This is a genomic window from Campylobacter concisus, from assembly GCF_902460705.1.
Taxonomy (GTDB): domain Bacteria; phylum Campylobacterota; class Campylobacteria; order Campylobacterales; family Campylobacteraceae; genus Campylobacter_A; species Campylobacter_A concisus_Z.
In genome coordinates, this window is sequence record NZ_CABPUP010000001.1 from 483,998 (window position 1) to 504,900 (window position 20,903).

The window sequence follows — 20,903 nt, forward strand, 5'->3', positions numbered from 1 at the left end:
AGTCATAATATAATCTCTTTTAAAATTTAAAGAAAAACTATGAAAAAAGAAAATTCCAAACTATTTTTACTGATATTTTTAGGCGTGCTTTCAGCCTTTGGACCATTTGTCACAGATCTTTACTTGCCAGCACTTCCGGCTATTACCGAGTGGTTTAAAACAAGTGTTACAGCTACGCAATTAACGATCACGACATCGATGGCAGGCTTAGCCATAGGTCAGCTCATAGTTGGCCCAATAAGTGATAAATTTGGACGAAAAACGCCGCTTACCATCTCGCTTATCATCTATACGATAAGTACGATTTTTATATTTTTTGCGCAAAATATCCAGTTTTTTATCTTTATGAGAATTATTCAAGGGCTTGCAAGTGCCGGCAGCTTAGTCATCTCAAGAGCCGTTGTGAGTGACCTTTATAAGGGCCATGAAATGACTAAATTTTTTAGTCTTATGATGGTCGTAAATGGTCTTGCCCCGATACTTTCACCAATAGGCGGCAGTTTGCTGCTTAAATTTACTGACTGGCGTGGCATCTTTATGGCACTTACTATCATTGGTATTTTACTTTTTATCGCAAACTTTTATTTCAAAGAGAGCTTAAGTCAGTCAAATCGCTTAAAAATGCCTTTGCTAGTGACTTATAGTGTTTTTGGTAAAATTTTAAGAAAGAAAAAATTTATGCTTTTCGTAAGCATTCAGACATTTGCAATGGGTGCGATGTTTGCCTATATAGCGTCATCTTCGTTTATTTTTCAAGAATTTTATTCTCTAAGTCCAGTAAGCTACAGCTTTTGTTTTGCTTTAAATGGTTTAGGGCTTGTTGTAGGAGCAAGACTTGCTAGTCTTTTAAATGAGAGAAAAGCACTCAAAACTGGGCTTTTTGGCACCTTGTTTGCTAGCATTTTTATTGCTTTCATGCTTTGTTTTAAATTTGAAGTGATCGGCGTCATTATCGCATTTTTCTTATTACTTCTTTTTACAGGATTTGTCTTGCCAACTGCTTCATCGCTAGCTATGAACGAAGGCAGAGAATACGCAGGCTCAGCCTCAGCGATACTTGGATTTTGCCCATTTTTCTTAGGCGGCGTCGTCTCTCCGTTAGTTGGGCTTGGTGATATATTTGATTCGACTTCTATTGTTATTTTAGCTTGCACATTACTTGCTTTGATATCATTTTTTAGGTTAAAAAGAGGTGCGTAAAATTTATCTTATTTCAAATACAAAAACGACTGATGAGAGCGTTGTAAATTTAAGCGTTAGCAAGATCGAGTTTTTAAAATTTGAACTAAATTTAAGTGACTATGATGTGCTGGTAGCCACTTCTAAAAATGCTTTTAATGCATTAAAATTTAACAATATAAAAGCTATAAATTTGCCAGTCTTTGCCATCGCAAATAGTTGTGCGGCAGCCGCAAGAGAGTTTGGATTTAGTGAAATTTATACCGGAAAGAACGCTCACGGAGATGACTTTGCAAGAGAAATTTTGCCACTTTTAAAAGGTAAAAAGGTTCTTTATCTAAAGGGTAAAGATAGTGCTTCAAATTTCTTAGAAATTTTGCAAGATGGCGGCGTAAATATAAAAGCAGTCATCGCCTATGAAAATATCTTAAATCCTTGCAAAATGGAGCTAAAACCACCAAAAAATAGTATCTTGATCTTCGCTTCTCCGCTAAATGTCAAAAATTTTCTTAATAATTTTGGTTGGGATGAGAGTTACCAAGTGATAAGCATTGGAAAGGTCACTGCAAAAGAGCTAAAATTTACCGAGCCAATAGTGAGCCAAAGTCAAGATATAAACGCCTGTATCGCGCTTGCCAAAACATTACTTTAAGCAAAGAATTTATATAATTTTATTGCCTGAGTGAAGCGAGTCAGCATTTTACGGGGTCCAACACTTTTTTGTTAGCGAAAAGGTATGGATGCCTTGTGATGTGGCTTCGTTTGAGTCTGAAAAGGCGAGAAGTTGCAACCGTTTGGTATCCATCTATTTGCAAGATTGGCTTTGTTTATGGGCCACTCTTCTATGCGACGCCCACTCGGGTTTTTAAATTTACGGAGATGAAATGAATATTCTCATAATAGGAAGTGGCGGCCGCGAATACGCCATTGCTCTAAAGCTAAAAAACGAAAAAAATATAAATTTATACTTTGCACCGGGAAATGGTGCGACCTCACGCCTCGGCGAGAATTTAAATATAAAAGACTTTTATGAGCTTGCAAAATTTGCTAGACAAAATGATATTACCTTAACTATCGTGGGCCCTGAAGCACCGCTTAGTGAAGGTGTAGTGGATATCTTTAAAAAAGAGGGCTTGCTTATATTTGGACCAAGCAAGGCTGCTGCTAGACTCGAGGCTAGTAAGGCGTATATGAAGGATTTTTTAGCTAGAAATAACATAAAAACCGCAAGATATTTAAATACAGATGATAAAGAAAAGGCATTTAAATTTATTGATACCTTAAGCGCACCGATGGTCGTAAAGGCCGATGGTCTTTGTGCCGGAAAAGGCGTTATAATCGCAAATTCTAAAGAGGAGGCCAAAGAGGCAGTTAGTGACATGCTAAGCGGAGCTAGCTTTGGTGAGGCTGGTAAATTTGTGGTGGTTGAAGAGTTTTTAAATGGCTTTGAACTTAGCTTTTTTGCTATTTGTGACGGCGAAAATTTTGTAAGCTTGCCAGTGGCACAAGACCACAAACGATTACTTGATAATGACGAAGGTCCAAATACTGGCGGCATGGGCGCTTATGCTCCAAGTCCGCTTGCTTCAAAAGAGCTGATAAAAAGGGTCGAAGAAGAGGTTGTAAAGCCAACTTTAAAAGGGATGAAAAACGAGGGCAGTCCGTTTTGTGGAGTGCTTTTTGTGGGGCTAATGATCGTGAAAAATGAGCCTTATGTGCTTGAGTTTAACGTAAGATTTGGCGATCCTGAGTGCGAGGTCTTGATGCCATTAATTGACGGAAATCTAAGTGAAATTTTACTAAATGCTGCAAAGGGCGAGCTAAAGCCTATTAGCTTAAAAGATGAATTTGCAGTTGGCGTTGTGATGGCTAGTAAGGACTATCCGTATAAAAGTAGTCTAAAAGCTAAAATTTCAGTTTTAAATGATGTAAAAGATGCCCACATCGCTTATGCTGGTGTTAGCGAGCAAGGCGGAGAAATTTATGCAGATGGTGGCAGAGTACTAGTCTGCGTGGCTACTGCGAAGAGCATAAAAGAGGCACGTGATAGAGCTTATGAGCTTTGCGAAAATGTAAAATTTGACGGAGCACATTATAGAAAAGATATTGCCTGGCAGGCATTAAAATGAGTATGCAGATAGTTGAAAAACTTGAAAAAGAAGAAATTTCGCTAGCGCCATTTTCAAAAAGAGTGCTAGCCTATTCAATTGATGAATGTATCGTTTCTTTTTTGTTTTTGATCATTTACTGGGATACTTTTTTGTCGGTTATGAGCTATGATGAAGCCAGAAATTTGACTTTAAATTTCTTTTGGCAAATAGTCGCACTAAAGATTATTTATCATGCATTTTTTGTTTGGTATTATGGTGCGAGTCTTGGGCAAATGCTAACAAAGACGATGTGCATTAATGTAGAAATTCTAGACAGGCCAAATTTTATTTCAAGCTTGGTAAGAGCGATTTTTAGGTTGGTTAGTGAAGCTTGTTTTTATCTTGGTTTTGCATGGGCATTTGCAAATCCAGCTAGGCAGACTTGGCAAGACAAAATAGCAAAAACAGTGGTGATAAATGCGTAAAATTTTATTTTTAGTTCCGGTATGTATTTTAAATCTAAGTGCAGCTGTGCAAGATGTGCAGCTTTTGGCTGATGATGTAAAGCAAGATAAAGGCATCGTAACGGCCAATAAAAATGTTGTTGTGTATTCACAAGATTATCTTGTAACAGCTGATTGTGCAGTTTATGATCAAAATAATTCGATTATCGAGCTTTTTGGAAATGTCAATATGATGAAGGGCAAGAGCGAAGTCTCTCGCTCAAACTATGCAAAGCTAAATTTAAAAAATAATGACACTGCTTTTGAATCGCTTTTTATGATGAATAAAGACATGGAAGTGTGGATGAGAAGCGATGAGAGCAGCTCTGACAGTGAGTACTATAGAGTAAAAAAAGCGATGGTTTCAAGCTGTAATGTCCAAGATCCTGACTGGAGTATCACTTCAAGCTCAGCTATGCTAAATAAACAAAGCAAATTTTTACATCTTTTTAACCCAGTCTTTCGTATAGCCAATGTGCCAGTTTTTTATTTGCCATATTTTGGTTTTTCAACAGATACCACAAGAAGAACAGGCCTTTTGCCGCCTGAGCTTGGATACGGAAAATCTGAAGGTTTTTATTACAAACAGCCGATTTATTTTGCACCTTATAATGAGTGGGACTTCGAGCTTGATCCGCAGATCAGAACAAATAGAGGTGCTGGAATTTATGGTGCGTTTAGATTTACTGAGTCGCCTGATTCAAGGGGCGAAATCAGCTTTGGTTCATTTGCTGATAAAAACAGCTACCAAGCCAAGCAAAAAGGAGAGACTTCAAATAAGGCCGAACTAAAAAATAAAACACATAAAGGTATTGGATTAAAATACGAAAGAGATAAGCTTATAAGATACCTTAGTGAAGCGGATTTGCAAGAGGGAATTTGGATAGATGCGACGAAGCTAAATGATATAGATTATTTAAATTTAAAGGGCAGGGATGATGATTATGATTCGCTTGTAACTTCTAAATTTAACTACTTCATCGCAAATGACGATCATTATTTTGGTGCTTATGCAAAATACTACATAGACACTGAAAAGATTGGCTCAAAAAATGAGAACAAAGACACGCTTCAAGAGCTTCCATCGCTTCAGTATCATAAATTTACAGATGATATAATCTTGCCAAATATCTTATATTCACTCGATCTTCAGTCACATAGATATGATAGAAAGATAGGCGTTAGAGCAACTCAGTATGAATTTACGCTCCCAGCTTCAGTGCATGTGCCACTGCTTGATGATAGCTTAACATTTTCATTTTACGAGTATCTATACGCTTCAAGAATAAATTACGAGAATAAGATAAATTCATTTGATGATAAAAGAGAAGATAAGCATACAAATTTTGTAAATAATTACCATAAATTTACTCTTCACACTGACCTTGCAAAAGCGTATGAAAGCTTTTATCACACTCTAAATTTTGGAGCTGAGTATTTGCTGCCGGGGTATAGAAAAGGGAATTTAGATGATGAGTTTATCTATGATAAAAATCTAAATGAGTATGAAAATTTCTTGGCTCAAGAGCAGAGTAAGGAAGAAATTTCTGGTTATCTGACTCAGTATTTATTTGACTCTAATGGTAGAAAGATTGTAAAGCATAGTATTTCTCAAGGATATTACACAAAAGAAGATGAATATTCGAATTTAAAAAATGCTATCTATCTATATCCATTTGAAAATTTAAGCATTTATAATAAGCTTGAATATTCACACAAGAGCAAAGAGCTTAAAAAGGTACAAAGCGGATTTTCATACACAAATGATCTATTCTGGCTAAATATGCTTCACACCATGAATAAAAATGATAGCAAAATAAAAAATAGTGCGACAAAAGATAGCTATTTTACAAGTGGTCTTGGAGTAAAATTACCTCATCAGTATAGTCTTATTGGCGGCTGGCAATATGATATCGAGCGAGGCTACACAAAAAGCTGGAGAGTTGGAGTGCTTCATCAAAGAAAATGCTGGAATTACGGGATAATTTATCAACAAGATGTCGAGCCAACAACAACAATAAATGGCTCGGCTTCAACTAGAAAAAATGGTATCTATTTCACGATAAATTTCTATCCAATGGGCGGTTTGCACTATGACTTTTCGCAAAGCAGTACAAAATCGAGTGCCAACTAAATGATAACGGCTAAATTTAAGGATCAATTAGAAGCAGCTAGCAAGCTAATTGAAATTTTGCCAAAAAAAGAGCTCGTAGATAAAAAGACGATAGTTGTTTGTATGTCGCTTGAGTCAGTTATACTCACAGATGCGGTTTGTAGAAGTTTAAATTTAAGCTACGAGATGCTCTTTAGCGAGCCAATACCTGCGCCAAATAATAGCGAATGCGACGTTGCAATAGTTAGCGAGACAGAAGATATAGTATTAAATGATAAACTTATAAAAGCCTTTGGTATAAGCTATGACTATATTTACGGCGAAGCACATAGAAAATATGAAGAAAAAATTTTAAAAAACGTTTATAAATACCGAAAAGGAAATTTGATAGGAGAGCTAAAAGATAAAAATATTTTACTAATCGATGAGGGGTGCGAGACTGGTATGACGGCACTCATTTGTATAAAGACGTTGCTTGATGTGAAGGTAAAATCCATCTCATACGCAACGCCAGTTATTGCTACTGATGTCTTTACAAATTTAAATGATATGGTTGATGAAATTTACACGATAAATAAGATCGTTGATTTTATCGATGTGGATTCGTATTACGAGAAAAAGATCGAAGCTACGAGTGAGCGTATCATGTCAATATTAGAAGAGAGCCCTTATTATTTACCGTTACAAAAACAACAAGGAGATAAAAATAATGCAATATAGTATAGAAGTCAATAATCAGGTTGAAATTTTTGACCTTAATAAAGTAGCAAAACAAGCTAGTGGATCGGTACTTTTAAGGGTGAAAAATACCGTCGTTTTAGCAACTGTTGCAAGAGAGGACACGCAAGTTGAGGAGGATTTTTTACCTCTAACGGTGCAGTACATCGAAAAAGCTTACGCTGCTGGTAAAATTCCTGGTGGTTACGTTAAGCGTGAGACAAAGCCAGGCGACTTTGAAACGCTAACAGCTCGCATCATCGATAGATCTCTTAGACCACTATTTCCAAAAGGTTACGCATATCCAACTCAAATCGTTGTAATGGTGCTTTCAGCTGATCCTGAGGTTGATTTGCAAGTTGTAAGCCTAAATGCAGCCTCAGTTGCACTATATCTTAGCGACATCCCTGTAAATCGCCCAGTTTGTGGTGTTAGAGTTGGCTATATAGATGAAAAATTTGTGATCAATCCAAGCAACTCTGAGCTAAAACAAAGTGCGATCGATCTTTATGTAGCTGGCACAAAAGATGAGCTTTTGATGATCGAGATGAGAAGCTTACCTCAACAAACTACGCAGCTTATCCCGATGGTTGCGATTGAGCCGATGATAGATCCGAGCTTAAGTGACAGCATGGCTCAAAAACAGCTGATGAATGAATTTAGCGAAGATATGATGGTTGAGGCGATTGATTTTGCTGGTAAGGCGATACTAAGAGCTAGCAGTGCTTACGAAGAAGCTTTCAAAGAGCATAAAAAAGAGGATGCTGCGCTTGAGTTAAAACCTGAAATAGAAAATGAAAATATCGCTATTTATATCGATAAATTTTATAAAGCTGAAGTCAAAAATGCGATCAACCAAATGGCAAAAAGCGAGCGAGCGAGCGAACTTAGTAAGATTGCGAAACAAATTTCAAGCGATGAGGTCGCTCAAAAAGAGGGCTGGGACGAGACTGTCATCACAAATGTCCTTGGCAAATATAAAAAGAAAATCGTAAGAGAGCAGATCATAAACGAGGGCGTAAGGGCTGATGGACGTGGTCTTGAAGAGGTTAGGCCTATTAGTATCGAAACAAATGTGCTTCCAAATGCACATGGCTCATGCCTCTTTACAAGAGGACAGACGCAAGCCCTAGTTGTCACTACTCTTGGCACTGACAGTGACGCTCAAATGTATGACATCCTCACTGAAAAAGTACCTTTTGTAGAGAAATTTATGTTTAACTACAACTTTCCAGGCTTTAGCGTAGGTGAGGCAAGCCCACTAAAAGCTCCTGGTAGACGTGAGCTTGGACATGGAAATTTAGCCAAACGTGCCCTTGCACCAAGTATCGATCTAGCTTCGCCATACACAATAAGAGTCGTTTCAGAAATTTTAGAGAGCAACGGCTCAAGCTCGATGGCTAGCGTTTGCGGTGGCTCGCTCGCACTTAGAGCAGCTGGCGTAAATACTTTAAAACTTGTCGCAGGTGTCGCTATGGGATTAATATTTGAAGGCGATAAACACGCAGTTCTAACAGATATCATGGGACTTGAAGATCATGACGGCGATATGGACTTTAAAGTAGCAGGCACAAGCGATGGTATCACGGCACTTCAGATGGATATTAAGCTTGGTGGCATTAGTTTAGAAGTGCTAAAAGAGGCGCTTTATCAAGCAAAACGTGGTAGAGAGCATATCTTATCTTTGATGACAGAAGCGGATAAAAATATAAAAATAAATGAAGATGTGCTTCCAAAGCTTGAGCTATTTAGTGTTGATCCAAGCAAGATCGTAGACATCATCGGACAAGCTGGAAAAACCATAAAAGAGATCATTGAAAAATTTGAAGTTTCAATCGATCTTGATAGAGAAAAAGGCGAGGTAAAAATCGCTGGTGGAGCAAAGAAAAATGTCGATGCCGCAAAGGACTACATCATCTCTATCACTTCAAAAGACAATGGACGTTCATTTGGCAAAAAGCCATTCAAACACGACAAAGAGCGTTCAAAACCAAATTTTAATATCGGTGATGAGTTTTTGGGAACTGTAAAGAGTGTTGTTGATTTTGGTGTATTTATCGAGCTAAAAGATGGCATTGATGGCTTGCTTCACATCTCAAAGATAAAAACTCCATTAAACGTAGGTGATCAGGTCAAAGTATGTGTGAGCGAGCAAAAAGGAAATAAAATTTCGCTCTCTTTAGTCGAATAAATTTTAAAGGACAGATGATGAAATACAAAAAGTTGCTTTTTCCAATAGGAGCTGGAGACGATATCGAGCCAAGAATTTATGGTGCCCTAAAGGTTGCTCAGTGGTTTAACACACACATGGAAATTATGACTTGCCAGCTTGATCCAAGCGTAGTTTATAATATGAAAATGACGCTTCGTGGAGGAGTGCTTTTTGAAGAATTTCTAAAATCAGCTAAATCTGAACTAGCTGTCGAGCATGAAGAGAATGAGAAAATTTTCAATAAAATTTGTGCTGAGCTTGGCATAAAAGTAACTAGTGAAATTATTGAAGATGTTTGCACCGCAAATTTTACGATTCACAGTGGCAAAAGAAGTGCGATAGTGGAGCAAGAGAGTAAATTTTGCGATCTAGTGGTGGCTGCTGTGCCACTTGATGGAAAGATCACTGGTACATTTGAGTCAGCTGTTTTAAAAAGTGGTAAAAATGCGATTGTAATCCCTAGAAAAATGCGTGAGTTTAAAGCCGATAATATCCTTGTTAGCTGGACTGGCACGACGCAAAGCTCAAGAGCATTAACAGGCTCGATCGATCTTTTAAAAAAGGCAAAAAAGGTTCAGTGCATTACCTCAAAAGCAAGCCTTGGCGATAATGCTGAACTAAATCTTAAAAAGCTTGAAGAGTACTTCAAAATTCATGGCATATCAGCCACTTTTGAAGTGATCGCTACTACGATGATACCTGGTGAAGCGCTTTTAAAAGCAGCTATTGATAGAAATGCTGATCTAATCGTTGCTAGCAGATATGGTGAAAATGGTCTTATGGAAATGGTGCTTGGTGGCACTTCAAGATTTTTCTTGGAACATACAAATATCCCAGTTTATCTGTAATGGATTGCGGCTTAGTCCGCGATCTAATTCTTTTTCTCTTTATAGATTTTAAATTCCATTCACTCGCAAGAATTGACTACTAAATTTTGGCTTCACTGACCGCTTAGCTTAAATTTTAGAGCCAAAATTACTCGCTCATAAATTTTAAATTTTACAAGACCTTAATAGCATAGTGCGTCAGATGACAGCGCGCTTCGTTCTTATCCACAAACTACAAATTCTATAAATTTTAAAGCTCCCATTAAGTTTTCATCAAGCACCTTATTAGCCAAAATTTTGTAAAATCCACTCATTAAAAAAGGATAAAAAATGAGTAAAAATTCTAGCTTTACACATCTACATTTACACACCGAATACTCCCTACTTGACGGAGCGAACAAGATAAAAGAGCTAGCTCACGTGCTTCATGATAGAGGTGACACAGCAGCGGCGATTACTGATCACGGTAATATGTTTGGAGCGATAGATTTTTATAAAGCGATGAAAAAAGAGGGGATAAAACCGCTAATTGGCATCGAAGCCTACGTGCATAACGGCGAGCAGCTTGATGATAAGAGCACCAAGCAGCGTTTTCACCTTATACTAATCGCCAAAAACGAGACTGGCTATAAAAATTTAATGTATCTTAGCTCCATGAGCTACATCGAGGGCTTTTACTATTATCCTCGTATAAATAAAAAAATTTTAAAAGAGCACAGCGAGGGCTTGGTTTGTAGCTCTGCTTGCTTGCAGGGCGAGGTGAGTTGGCATCTAAATTTAAGCGACCGCAATGTGAAATTTGGTGCAAAGGGCTATGAGAGAGCAAAAGAGGTCGCACTTGAATATAAAGAAATTTTTGGAGATGACTTCTATCTTGAGATCATGCGTCACGGCATCGGCGATCAAAAACGCATTGATGATGATATTTTGCGCATCGCCAAAGAGACTGGCATAAAGGTCATCGCCACAAACGATACTCACTACACTTTTAAAGAGCGAGCCGACGCACATGAGGTTTTTATGTGTATCGCGATGAACAAAACTTTAGATGATCCAAACCGACTTCGTCACAGCGTTCATGAGTTTTTTGTAAAAAGCAAAGAGCAGATGAGTGAGCTATTTTTAGATATCCCTGAAGTGATAGAAAACACCCAAGAGATCGTGAATAAGTGCAATCTTGAGATCAAACTTGGCAATCCAACTCCGCCAAATTTTAAATTTACACTTGAGTATGCTAAAGAGAGAAATTTAATACTTCCAGAGCCAGAAAATAGATATAGCTTTAAAAATGATGCTGTGTTTTTTGAATATGAATGTAGAAAGGGGCTTGAAGAGAGGCTAAAATTTGTCCCTGAAAATTTACATGACGAATACAAAAAGCGCCTTGAGATAGAGATTGGCATAATTAATAAAATGAATTTCCCAGGCTATATGATGATCGTTTGGGACTTCATAAATGAGGCTAAAAGTAGAGGTGTGCCAGTTGGTCCAGGACGTGGTTCCGCGGCTGGTAGCTTGGTCGCTTACTCGCTAAAGATCACTGACCTTGATCCAATCCCATACAACCTACTTTTTGAGAGGTTTCTAAACCCAGAGCGTGTCAGCATGCCAGATATAGACGTGGATTTTTGCCAAAGTAGGCGTGGCGAGATCATCGACTATGTTACGCAAAAATATGGAAAATTTAACGTTGCTGGCGTTATTACATTTGGTAAATTGCTTGCAAAAGGTGTCATTAGAGATGTTGCTAGGGTTTGTGATATGCCTTATGCTGAAGCCGATGCGATGGCAAAGCTAATACCTGATGAACTAGGCATTACACTAAAAGATGCTTATGAAAAAGAGCCAAAGATAGCTGAGCTCATCAGCCAAAATCCAAAGGCAGCTAAAATTTGGAAATTTGCTCTTGATCTTGAGGGACTAAACAGAAACGCCGGTCAGCACGCAGCAGGTGTCGTTATCTCAAATGAGGAGCTGTGGAACAAAACTCCGCTATTTCGCCAGCCAAACAGCCCAGAAGATCGATATGTTACGCAGTATAGCCTTAAATATCTTGAGGATGTGGATTTAATTAAATTTGACTTTCTTGGACTAAAAACACTAACGGTTATCGATAATGCCATAAAGCTCGTTAAACAACGAACTTACAAGGATATCATTTGGGAGCAGATCGATAAAAACGATTCTAATGTTTATAAAATGATACAAAGTGGCCAAGCGATAGGAATTTTCCAAATCGAGGGCGAGGGCATGAGAAAACTAGGAACTAGCTTGCGTCCAGACTGCTTTGAGGATATCGTCGCGATGCTAGCGCTCTACCGCCCAGGACCGATGGAGAGTGGCATGCTTGATGACTTTGTCAAAAGAAAACATGGCGAGGCAGAGATAACCTACTCATTTAAAGAGCTTGAGCCAATCCTTGCGCCAACATACGGCGTCATCGTATATCAAGAGCAAGTTATGCAAATAGTTCAAGCCATAGGCGGCTTTAGCCTCGGTGGGGCGGATCTTGTGCGCCGTGCGATGGGTAAAAAGATCAAAGAAGAGATGGACAGGCTAAAGGGCGAGTTTGTAAAAGGTGCTGAGGCAAAAGGGCTAAATGGACAAAAAGCAGACGATCTTTTCGAGCTAATTGTAAAATTTGCAGGATATGGTTTTAATAAATCTCACTCCGCAGCTTACGCCTACGTCACATTTCAGACGGCTTATCTTAAGGCCTATTACCCGGCTGAATTTATGGCCGCACTTCTTACAAGCGAAGAGAGCAACGTCGATAAGATCGTTCGCTATATTGATGAGATAAAACGCATAAATATAGACACTTTGCCACCATCTATCAATAAATCAACTAAAGAATTTAGCGTCGTTAAAAATGGCGATCATGACGGCATTATCTTTGGGCTTGGTGCGATTAAAGGCGTTGGTGGAGCGGCTATTGAAAACATTATCACTGAGCGTGAAGCAAATGGCGAGTTTAAGAGTATGGACGACTTTGTCTCAAGGATTGATCCATTTAAAGTAAACAAGAAGGTCTTTGAAAGCCTCATAAAAGCTGGATGTTTTGATGAGTTTGGCTTTAGTCGCAAGATGCTTATGCAAAATGTAGAAAATATCATAGAAGCTTGCAAAAGTGCTGCGCAGATCCGTAAAAATGCAGTTGAGAGTTTATTTGGCGAAGATGAGAGCATGAACGATGTGAAGATAAATTTTGTCACGATAAATGATGAATTTGACATCAAGCAAATTTTAAAATTTGAGCAAGAGAGCGTTGGTATCTACCTCTCAGGCCACCCGCTTGATGATTATAAAGACGAGATCAACAAGATAAAATACACTCTAAGCTCAGAATTTGAGAGCTTGCCACAAAGTGCTGAAATTTTAGTCGTTGGCAAGATCGAAGACTTTAGCACAAGGATAACCAAAAGTGGCAAGAAAATGGGTACTATAAATGTGCTTGATTTTCATGGAAATATCGAGATCGCAGTCTTTGAAAGAGAGCTTGGCAATATCGAAGATATAGTAAAAGATGAAGCAAAACGCGACCTGCCTTATACTTTTAGGATAAATATCACAAAAGATGATCAATTTGTAAGGACAAATTTAAACGAGGTTTATAGCCTAGAAGATGCACAAATTTTAGACTTTAAGACAAGAAAGCTAAAACAAAACTCTAAATTTTCTAAAAATGAAGAAGCCAGCACGCCTCAAAGAGCAAGAGAATATGCTGAGCTAGAGGTACTTTTATGCCTTAGTGAGCTTAGCAAAGATAAGATCACTAATCTTTATAATCTTGGCTATAACGAACATATAAAAAGTGGCACGAACAACGATAAACGCCTTGTTATTAAGATAAAAAATGAAAATACGGCTCAAATTTTTGTCTATAAGACAAAATTTGTTGTAAATGACAGCTTTAAAGAAAAAGTACTTCAAGCAATAGCTTGCTAAGACCTCGGTGAAGCGATGTTTTTAGATAAGCTTGGCGTAGATAAAAGTAACTGGAGCGAGCTTTTTAGCGCATGTGTTGGCAAAGCGACATTACTTCAAAAACGTGCATTTAAGCTACTTGTTGAAGGTAGCAACTGGCAGGTCGATTTTGATAGTGGCAAAATTTACTTTGGTGGGCGTGAGTTTGACATGCAGTTTATCGGCTCTGAAAGCTTCTCGTCAAATACGTGGCTTTGGGGTTATGAAAATATAAATGGCTTTGATGAGCAGTTGCTCGAGCTTGCAAATAAAGCACGTGAGTTTGGCGAGAAATTTGGGCTTAGCGCATTTAGTACGCCACAATTTGAGCTAGATGAAAATTTTAATGGTCACACGATTAGTATGGTCCTCTGCGCCGCTTTTGATGAACAAAATTATTATAGGATAGAGTACGAGGGCGGAGCTGCGTATGTGGCTTTTAGATCAGATGTGGTCTTTGAAGAGCCAGTGCTGGCAAATGAGCTTTTGAGTGTAGTAAATGAGTGTTTAAGCACTTACGAACTAGATCACAAAATCTTTGTCAAAGGACTTTTGCTAAGCTGTGATATGAAATTTAGCGAAAGTCCTAATGAAATCGTATCAGATGAATACGAGCTTAGCTTTAAATTTGACGAGCTAAATAGGCTCATAAATATTTCAAGTAAGCTTTAAAATTTAATACTCTTTACCACATCAGCACCAAGTGCTAGCTTCATATGAAGAGAAAACATCTCGTGGTAAAAATCGCCATTATGTCCTGGTATGTCATATGTTTGCGTAAGATCAAACGGCACAATAACTCTTGCTTTTTTATTGTATTCATTGGCTCGTAGTTTAAGATAGCTAACACACTGATAAACGCACATATCAGTGCAATCTCCAGTGACTATAAAGGTGTCTAGTTCTGGATGCTCTTCTAAAAATTTCTCAAATTCTTTATTAAATGCAATGCTTAAAGAGTTTTTATAAAATGCTTTGATCTCTTTAAAAAAGCTTAGACTTTCTATCTCTTTTATGGTTTTTATCTCATTTGTATCAAGCACTGCGTGAGGTAAAAAGGTCTCAAATTCTTTTGAATCACTGGTGTGCCTATCTTCTATAAGGATAAAATTTCTAAAGCCAAAATCTTTCCACGCTCTATCAAAAAGTGTTGCGATCCCTTTTGATAAGTCGGCTACTCTTTGACTAGAGAGTGCGCCGCTACCAGCAAAAGCCTCTATCATATCAATACAGATAAATGCAACGTTTTTTGCTCCATCATTTGAAATTTCTCTCAAGTCAAGCGTTTGAAGAGAATTTTTAAATGTCTCAAGTTCGTTTTGTATGTTCATTCTTACTCCTTTATTGGTAAATTTATGCAAAATGTTTTTGGATTTAGTGTGATCTCTATACTGCCTTTGTGAGCCTCTATGATCTGCAAGCAAAGGTGCAGTCCAAGGCCGTTTCCTTTTAGCTTGCTACTTTTAAATGGCTCAAAAACTATGGCTTTGTCTTTGATAGGCTCGCCACTATCGTAAACGATAAATTTATGCTCACTTGGTGTTTTTTCGTAGCTTAAAACGATCTCTCCTTCATCATCATCGCTCTCTTCGATGGCATCAATGGCGTTAAATAAAATATTTTGAAAGACAATGGCTAGTAGATCAAGATCACCCATATATTTGCCATCTGGAAATTCTAGGCTAAATTTAATATCCTTTGAATAGTCGTAAAAATTTATAGCCTCTTCGCACTCTTTTTTAAGCTGCGAAAAGTCAAAAATTTGTGCATTTATGTTAAGGCCTTTTGTGAAAAGTAGAGTGGCTTTGATTATGCGTTCGACTCGCCATGTAGCTTTTTGTATTTGATTTACGATAGGCTTTGTGCGCTCATCAGCTCTTTTAAGTAGAGTTGAAGCTAAAAGTGAGATAGAGCCTACCGGATTTCTGATCTCGTGGGCTAGGTGAGCTGCTACTTGACCCATCGAGGCAAGACGCTCGGTGCGTTTTTCTACTGTTATATTTGTTGCAGAGATTATTAGTTTATTGTCTTTAGAGCTTGTTTTAAAAAGATAAATTTGCCCATCTACATTTATCTCGCCCTCTTTTTTTGGTATCTCTTTAAAAATTTTACCAAGTCTTACTGCTTCTGAGTTTTGTAAAAAAATCTCATCATTTTCATCTAACACCCAGATAGCATTTGGCAGAATTTCCACAATATCTTTAATGAAATTTTGCAAGTTTGCATAAGATGATGTTAAATTTTTATATTCGTTTTCTATCAGATAAGTCTGCTCTATCAGGCTTTTTAAGCCAGCTTGGATATCGTGTTCGTTCATTTTAAAAGTTCCTCAAAATCGCTAATTTCATAAAGTCTTAGCCTTTCATCCTTTAGATTTCTTAGCTCGCTACTAAATCCACTCTTTGAAAAAAGAGCAATAATATCTGGCTTGATATTTAGTTTTCCACATTTTTTTAATAGTAAATTTAGCACATTTTTACAAACTTTTCTCTCTTTGTATTTTGCCTCGCCGACTATGATCTTGCCACCTATATTTAATAGCATATCAAGCTCTATATTTTTGCTCCAAAAGCTACTTAAAAATATGCCATTAATCAGAAATTTTTTTGCCATGAGTTCACCGCATAAAATTTCAAATCCAAGGCTTGCATACTCGTCAAATTCTTTTTTTATGATGGCTAAAATTTCATCATTTTTGCCAGCTTTTAGTAAATTTAAATTTGGCTCTATAAATCTAAACCAAAACCTTGAAAAATGGCTATTAAAATGTATTTTATCCTCAACTTTATAGCCCCTTTCTTCTTTTTTTAGTATTTGGTTTTTTGATCTTTTTGGTAAAACTTCTCTACTTTTTTCAAGCAGTAAAAAATTCTTTTCAAAAAGCTTTGCGTAGACTTTGCTAGCTAGGCTTTGAGGTAAAATTTTATGTACGTTAAATTTTTTTCTATCGCTTCGTGCGAGTTTTATGAGGGCAGATTTTATAGCATCGTTTGTATCGGATTCGAAGTAAAATTTTGGCATCAAGGCTAAGAAATTGTTTAAAATTTCAGCCTCAATCGCTTCAAAAACATCATAATATGAGTGCTTTAAATCAAACTCATCAAAGACGAGATGAAATTTAATAAGTTCATTTATATCAAGGTGTTTCATTCGCTCAAATGTTGATTTTAAAGCTTTTATATTGGCTCCTTTATTTGGGCATTGTAGTATATTTTAGCTAAAGTAATCTATAATGATACGCAAAAAATAAGGGTTGTGATTTGGTAAATTTAGAGCACATTAAAGAAAATATAATTTTAAAAAATGGTATTTATTATTTTGACTTTACAGCTTCAGGACTAGCTTATAAACCTATCGAAGATGAGATGGCAAAAATACTCCAAACATACGCAAATACACACTCTATCAGCTCATCAAATGCCTATAAAACCGCTCAAGCTTATGAAGATTCAAGACGTGAATTAAAAAGCTTGCTAGGACTTGATGAGAGCTTTTATCTTTTTGCTTGTGGCAATGGAGCTACTGGTGCGATAAAGAAATTTCAAGAAATTTTAGGCATTTATGCACCACCAGCATTAAAAAAAAGATATGCGTTAAAGCCAAATGAAAATTCTCCACTTGTAGTGCTTGGGCCTTATGAACACCATTCAAATGAGATAAGCTTTAGGCAAGCACTTTGTGAGGTTGAACGTATCAGGCTTGATAAAAATGGAGAAATCGATTTTAATCATTTGGAGCAAATTTTAAGGATAAATGTTGGTCGTGAGATTATTGCAACTTTTAGTGTAGCTTCAAATGTGACTGGGGTTTTGAGCGATTATAGAAAAATTTATACTCTTATAAAATCTTATGGTGGCATTGCGGCATTTGATGCTGCAAGCTTTAGTGCTTATGGAAATATTGATTGTGACTATTTTGATGCTCTTTTTTTATCTCCTCATAAATTACTTGGTGGAGTAGGGAGTTGTGGGCTTCTTGCTATAAAAAAGATACTTGCATACTCAGATGAGCCGACATTTGCTGGTGGCGGAACGGTAAGTTATGTCAGCAAAAACTATGCTATATTTGTAAAAGATAGTGAGCAGCTAGAAGAGGCCGGTACGCCGCCTATTTTAGGACTTATAAGGGCAAATTTAGCTTATAGGCTAAGAAATGAGATAGGATTTGGGACAATATATGAAAAAGAGAGCGAGCTTGGAGAGTATTTGGAAAAAAGACTAGCAGAAATTCCTGAGCTTACCTGCTACCATCCAAATAACGTAAAGCGTTTGCCGATATTTTCTTTTAATGTGACTGGTGTTTCGCCTTATGAACTAGCTAAAGTTTTAAGCAAAGAATATGGCATTCAAACGCGTGCAGGATGTTCTTGCGCTGGGCCATATGGACATGATCTGCTTCATTTAAAAGAAGATGCACTCTTTACTCACAAGCCAGGCTGGGTAAGGGCTGGACTTCACTATACGCATACGCTACAAGACGTAGATTATTTAGTAGATGCATTAAAAAATAGCATTAAAAAGTATTCAAGCAGTTGGAAAGTCGATGATCCTTTTAGTGTTGATAAAATTTCAGGTTGCAAGGGAGATAGATGAAAAATATATTAATCATTGCAGGAAGTGATAGTGTTGGTGGCGCTGGCGTACAGGCTGATATTAAGACATGCGAGGCGTTTTCTTGCTACGCAGCGACGGCTATCACGGCTCTTACAGCACAAAATACAAATGGCGTTAGCAATATCTTTGCTACAAATGTTACAAATCTAAATGAGCAGATCAAAATGGTAGATGAAGAGCTAAACATAGATGCCATAAAGGTTGGTATGCTTTTTAATAAAGAGCTTATATCTTGCGTTGGTGCTTGGCTTGAAAAATTTCATAAGCAAGGCATTAAAATAGTAATAGACCCAGTTTGCGTAGCAAAATCAGGCTCAAAGCTTCTCGAAGATGATGCGATAGCAAGCTTAAAAGAGCTTTTTAAATTCGCAGACATTATTACGCCAAATATCGATGAAGCCAAAGTTTTGGAGCTTGATAGTAAAAATTTACCTTGCGATATGATCTTAAAGCGAAGCATGGTTGCAGAAATTTGTGAAGATACTCTTTATAAAAAAAATGGTGACGTAATTAAATTTAAAGAGCCACTAATAAAACCAGAGATCATGCATGGGGCTGGATGCAGCTTTGCAAGTGCGCTGGCCTGCTTGCTGGCAAATGGGCACACCAAAGAAGAGGCCATAAAACTAGCCAAAAAATACATTTTAAATGCTATTAAAAATGCAATTACGACAAAATTTGGCAAACGTCTACTAAATCATAAAGTTGGCATAAGTGATTGAAATTTACGCGATTAGCGACGATGTGTTGATGCCTGAAAATTTAGCCTTGCAATATACTAAAGAAATTTTAGAGTGTGGGGTGAAATTTTTTCAATTTCGCTCTAAAAAAATACCCAAAGATGAGAGGCTAGCTAGTGAAATTTTCAACCTATGCGAAAAATTTGGAGCTAGATTTATCGTAAATGATGATATTTTATTTGCTGCTCATATAGGGGCAAAGTCCGTGCATTTAGGAAAAGATGATGCGAGCATAAAAGAGGCGTTTGAAATTTTAGGAGATGATGCTTACGTGGGAGTTAGCTGCTATGATAGCTTGGAGCTTGCTATTAAGGCAAAACAAAATGGTGCTAGCTATGTGGCTTTTGGAGCGATGTTTAAAAGTCCAACAAAACCAAATGCGCCACTTTGCAAGGCCCAAACTATATCACAAGCAAAAGAAATGGGAATGAAAGTGTGTGTCATAGGGGGCATAAATTCTAGCAACATTGCAAGTGTCGCTAAAGTAAAGCCAGACATGGTCGCCTTAATATCCGCTATCTATAAAGATGGTGCAATAAAGAAAAATATAGAAAATTTACAAAGAAATTTATTGCTTTAAAAGATACTTGTTTTGCAAGATTTTTATGAAAATTTAATTATAATCCCTGCTTTAAATAAAAGGAAAACATTGCTAAATATCGATGAAGTAAGAAAAAATATCATTTTAAAAGAGGGTCTTTACTATTTTGACTACACAGCTTCAGGTCTTGCTTACAAGCCCATTGAAGATGAAATTTTAAAATTTTTAAAAACCTACGCAAACACTCACTCAGATAGTAGTTCAAGCGCGGCGTTAACGCAAAAATGCTATGAAAATGCAAGGGCTGAGTTAAAAAGCTTATTAGGCCTTGATGATAGCTTTTATCTTATCGCGACTGGTCAAGGAGCAACGGCTGCGATAAAGAAATTTCAGGAGATAGTGGGAATTTATATCTCACCAGCTACAAGAGCTTTGATTGGCGAAGCAAATTTAAGAAATTTAAACTTGCCATTAGCGATCATTGGCCCTTATGAGCATCACTCCGTTGAAGTTAGCTTAAGAGAAGGGCTTTGTGATATAAAACGTATAGAGCTTGATGAAAATAATGAGATAGATTATGCGATGCTTGAGAATACATTAAAGCAAAATGCAAAAAGAAAGATAATAGCTAGCTTTAGCGCTGCCTCAAATGTCACTGGCGTTAAAACCGATTATAAAAAAATTTACTCGCTGATCAAAAAATATAATGGCGTTTTGGCTCTTGACGTGGCCACTCTTAGTGCTTATGAAAATGTTGATTGCAGATATTTTGACGCACTGTTTCTCTCGCCTCACAAGCTACTTGGGGGAGTTGGGAGTTGTGGGCTTTTGGCTGTCAAAAAAGAGCTTTGTAAAAATTTGCCTACATTTGCAGCAGGAGGCACAGTCAAGTACGTAAGCAGGACATCACATATTTTTACTAATGAAGTTGAAAATTTAGAAGAGGGCGGCACACCACCGATAATGCAGCTAATGCGTGCAAATTTAGCCTACAAGCTAAGAAATGAGATCGGACTTAATAATATAAAAGCAGCTGAATGTGAGCTAGGCGAGATGTTTTGCAAAGAGCTAGAAAAGATAGATGAGGTGATAAATTATTGCCCTGAAAATTTAGACAGATTGCCTATTTTTGCATTTAATGTAAAAGGTGTTTCTCCTTATGATTTTGCTGCCAGCTTAAGTAGCGAATTTGGCATACAAACGCGTGCAGGCTGTGATTGCGCTGGACCGTATGGACATGATTTGCTTAATTTAAAAGATAATGCCATTTTTGACGAAAAGCCTGGCTGGGTACGTGTTAGCATTCACTACACGCATACAAAAGAGGATATAAAATATCTTATAAATGCCATAAAATCTTGCATCAAAAAACACAAAGAAATATAGAGTAAAAACTATATGC

17 protein-coding genes are annotated in these 20,903 nt (G+C 37.3%); 14 read left to right on the top strand and 3 right to left on the bottom strand.

Features of this window, described 5'->3' with window-relative positions; genetic code table 11:
- Window positions 1-39 precede the first annotated feature (39 nt).
- From F3G75_RS02455 to F3G75_RS02505, 10 genes are all read left to right on the top strand, one after another.
- Complete coding sequence (locus F3G75_RS02455) at window positions 40-1,200, top strand: multidrug effflux MFS transporter (RefSeq protein WP_149716420.1); 1,161 nt, start codon at window positions 40-42, stop codon at window positions 1,198-1,200.
- Window positions 1,193-1,831 carry a uroporphyrinogen-III synthase gene (locus tag F3G75_RS02460; RefSeq protein ID WP_149716421.1) on the top strand — a complete coding sequence of 213 codons (639 nt, stop codon included), beginning with the start codon at window positions 1,193-1,195 and terminating at the stop codon, window positions 1,829-1,831. The genes F3G75_RS02455 and F3G75_RS02460 overlap by 8 nt, the downstream gene beginning before the upstream one ends.
- A 232-nt stretch (window positions 1,832-2,063) precedes the next feature.
- A complete protein-coding gene (purD, locus tag F3G75_RS02465; protein WP_149716422.1) occupies window positions 2,064-3,308 on the top strand; it encodes a phosphoribosylamine--glycine ligase in 1,245 nt (414 codons plus the stop codon).
- Window positions 3,305-3,754: an RDD family protein gene (locus F3G75_RS02470; protein WP_149716423.1), complete on the top strand. Its 450-nt coding sequence runs from the start codon at window positions 3,305-3,307 to the stop codon at window positions 3,752-3,754. Before purD ends, F3G75_RS02470 begins: the two co-directional genes overlap by 4 nt.
- The gene (locus F3G75_RS02475) at window positions 3,747-5,906 is read left to right on the top strand and encodes an LPS-assembly protein LptD (protein ID WP_149716424.1); all 2,160 of its coding nucleotides are present in this window, start codon (window positions 3,747-3,749) and stop codon (window positions 5,904-5,906) included. Before F3G75_RS02470 ends, F3G75_RS02475 begins: the two co-directional genes overlap by 8 nt.
- Complete coding sequence (locus F3G75_RS02480; RefSeq protein WP_103588369.1) at window positions 5,907-6,605, top strand: sodium:proton antiporter; 699 nt, start codon at window positions 5,907-5,909, stop codon at window positions 6,603-6,605.
- Complete coding sequence (locus F3G75_RS02485; RefSeq protein ID WP_149716425.1) at window positions 6,595-8,793, top strand: polyribonucleotide nucleotidyltransferase; 2,199 nt, start codon at window positions 6,595-6,597, stop codon at window positions 8,791-8,793. Before F3G75_RS02480 ends, F3G75_RS02485 begins: the two co-directional genes overlap by 11 nt.
- Before the next feature lie 17 nt (window positions 8,794-8,810).
- Complete coding sequence (locus tag F3G75_RS02490; RefSeq protein ID WP_021091781.1) at window positions 8,811-9,662, top strand: universal stress protein; 852 nt, start codon at window positions 8,811-8,813, stop codon at window positions 9,660-9,662.
- 309 nt (window positions 9,663-9,971) lie between these two features.
- Entirely contained in the window at window positions 9,972-13,589 is a 3,618-nt protein-coding gene (gene dnaE, locus F3G75_RS02500; protein WP_149716426.1) for a DNA polymerase III subunit alpha, read from the top strand.
- 15 nt (window positions 13,590-13,604) lie between these two features.
- Window positions 13,605-14,279 carry a DUF6882 domain-containing protein gene (locus F3G75_RS02505; RefSeq protein WP_149716427.1) on the top strand — a complete coding sequence of 225 codons (675 nt, stop codon included), beginning with the start codon at window positions 13,605-13,607 and terminating at the stop codon, window positions 14,277-14,279.
- Here the strand turns inward: F3G75_RS02505 and F3G75_RS02510 are convergent.
- Genes F3G75_RS02510 through F3G75_RS02520 form a run of 3 tightly spaced genes read right to left on the bottom strand, consistent with a single transcriptional unit; the run spans window position 14,276 to window position 16,757 of the window.
- On the bottom strand, window positions 14,276-14,938 hold the full coding sequence (locus tag F3G75_RS02510) for a cysteine hydrolase family protein (protein WP_148821395.1): 663 nt from the start codon (window positions 14,936-14,938) through the stop codon (window positions 14,276-14,278). The two genes, F3G75_RS02505 and F3G75_RS02510, sit on opposite strands and share 4 nt — an antisense overlap.
- A gap of 2 nt (window positions 14,939-14,940) precedes the next feature.
- A complete protein-coding gene (locus F3G75_RS02515; RefSeq protein ID WP_149716428.1) occupies window positions 14,941-15,924 on the bottom strand; it encodes a sensor histidine kinase in 984 nt (327 codons plus the stop codon).
- A complete protein-coding gene (locus F3G75_RS02520; RefSeq protein WP_149716429.1) occupies window positions 15,921-16,757 on the bottom strand; it encodes a DUF234 domain-containing protein in 837 nt (278 codons plus the stop codon). The genes F3G75_RS02515 and F3G75_RS02520 overlap by 4 nt, the downstream gene beginning before the upstream one ends.
- A 110-nt stretch (window positions 16,758-16,867) precedes the next feature.
- On the opposite strand from F3G75_RS02520, the gene F3G75_RS02525 reads away from it, so the two are divergent.
- From F3G75_RS02525 to F3G75_RS02540, 4 genes are all read left to right on the top strand, one after another.
- Window positions 16,868-18,199: an aminotransferase class V-fold PLP-dependent enzyme gene (locus F3G75_RS02525; protein WP_149716430.1), complete on the top strand. Its 1,332-nt coding sequence runs from the start codon at window positions 16,868-16,870 to the stop codon at window positions 18,197-18,199.
- Window positions 18,196-18,942: a hydroxymethylpyrimidine/phosphomethylpyrimidine kinase gene (locus tag F3G75_RS02530; protein ID WP_149716431.1), complete on the top strand. Its 747-nt coding sequence runs from the start codon at window positions 18,196-18,198 to the stop codon at window positions 18,940-18,942. Before F3G75_RS02525 ends, F3G75_RS02530 begins: the two co-directional genes overlap by 4 nt.
- The gene (thiE, locus tag F3G75_RS02535) at window positions 18,935-19,540 is read left to right on the top strand and encodes a thiamine phosphate synthase (protein WP_149716432.1); all 606 of its coding nucleotides are present in this window, start codon (window positions 18,935-18,937) and stop codon (window positions 19,538-19,540) included. The genes F3G75_RS02530 and thiE overlap by 8 nt, the downstream gene beginning before the upstream one ends.
- Before the next feature lie 69 nt (window positions 19,541-19,609).
- Window positions 19,610-20,887: an aminotransferase class V-fold PLP-dependent enzyme gene (locus F3G75_RS02540; protein WP_149716433.1), complete on the top strand. Its 1,278-nt coding sequence runs from the start codon at window positions 19,610-19,612 to the stop codon at window positions 20,885-20,887.
- The last annotated feature ends 16 nt before the right edge of the window (window positions 20,888-20,903 follow it).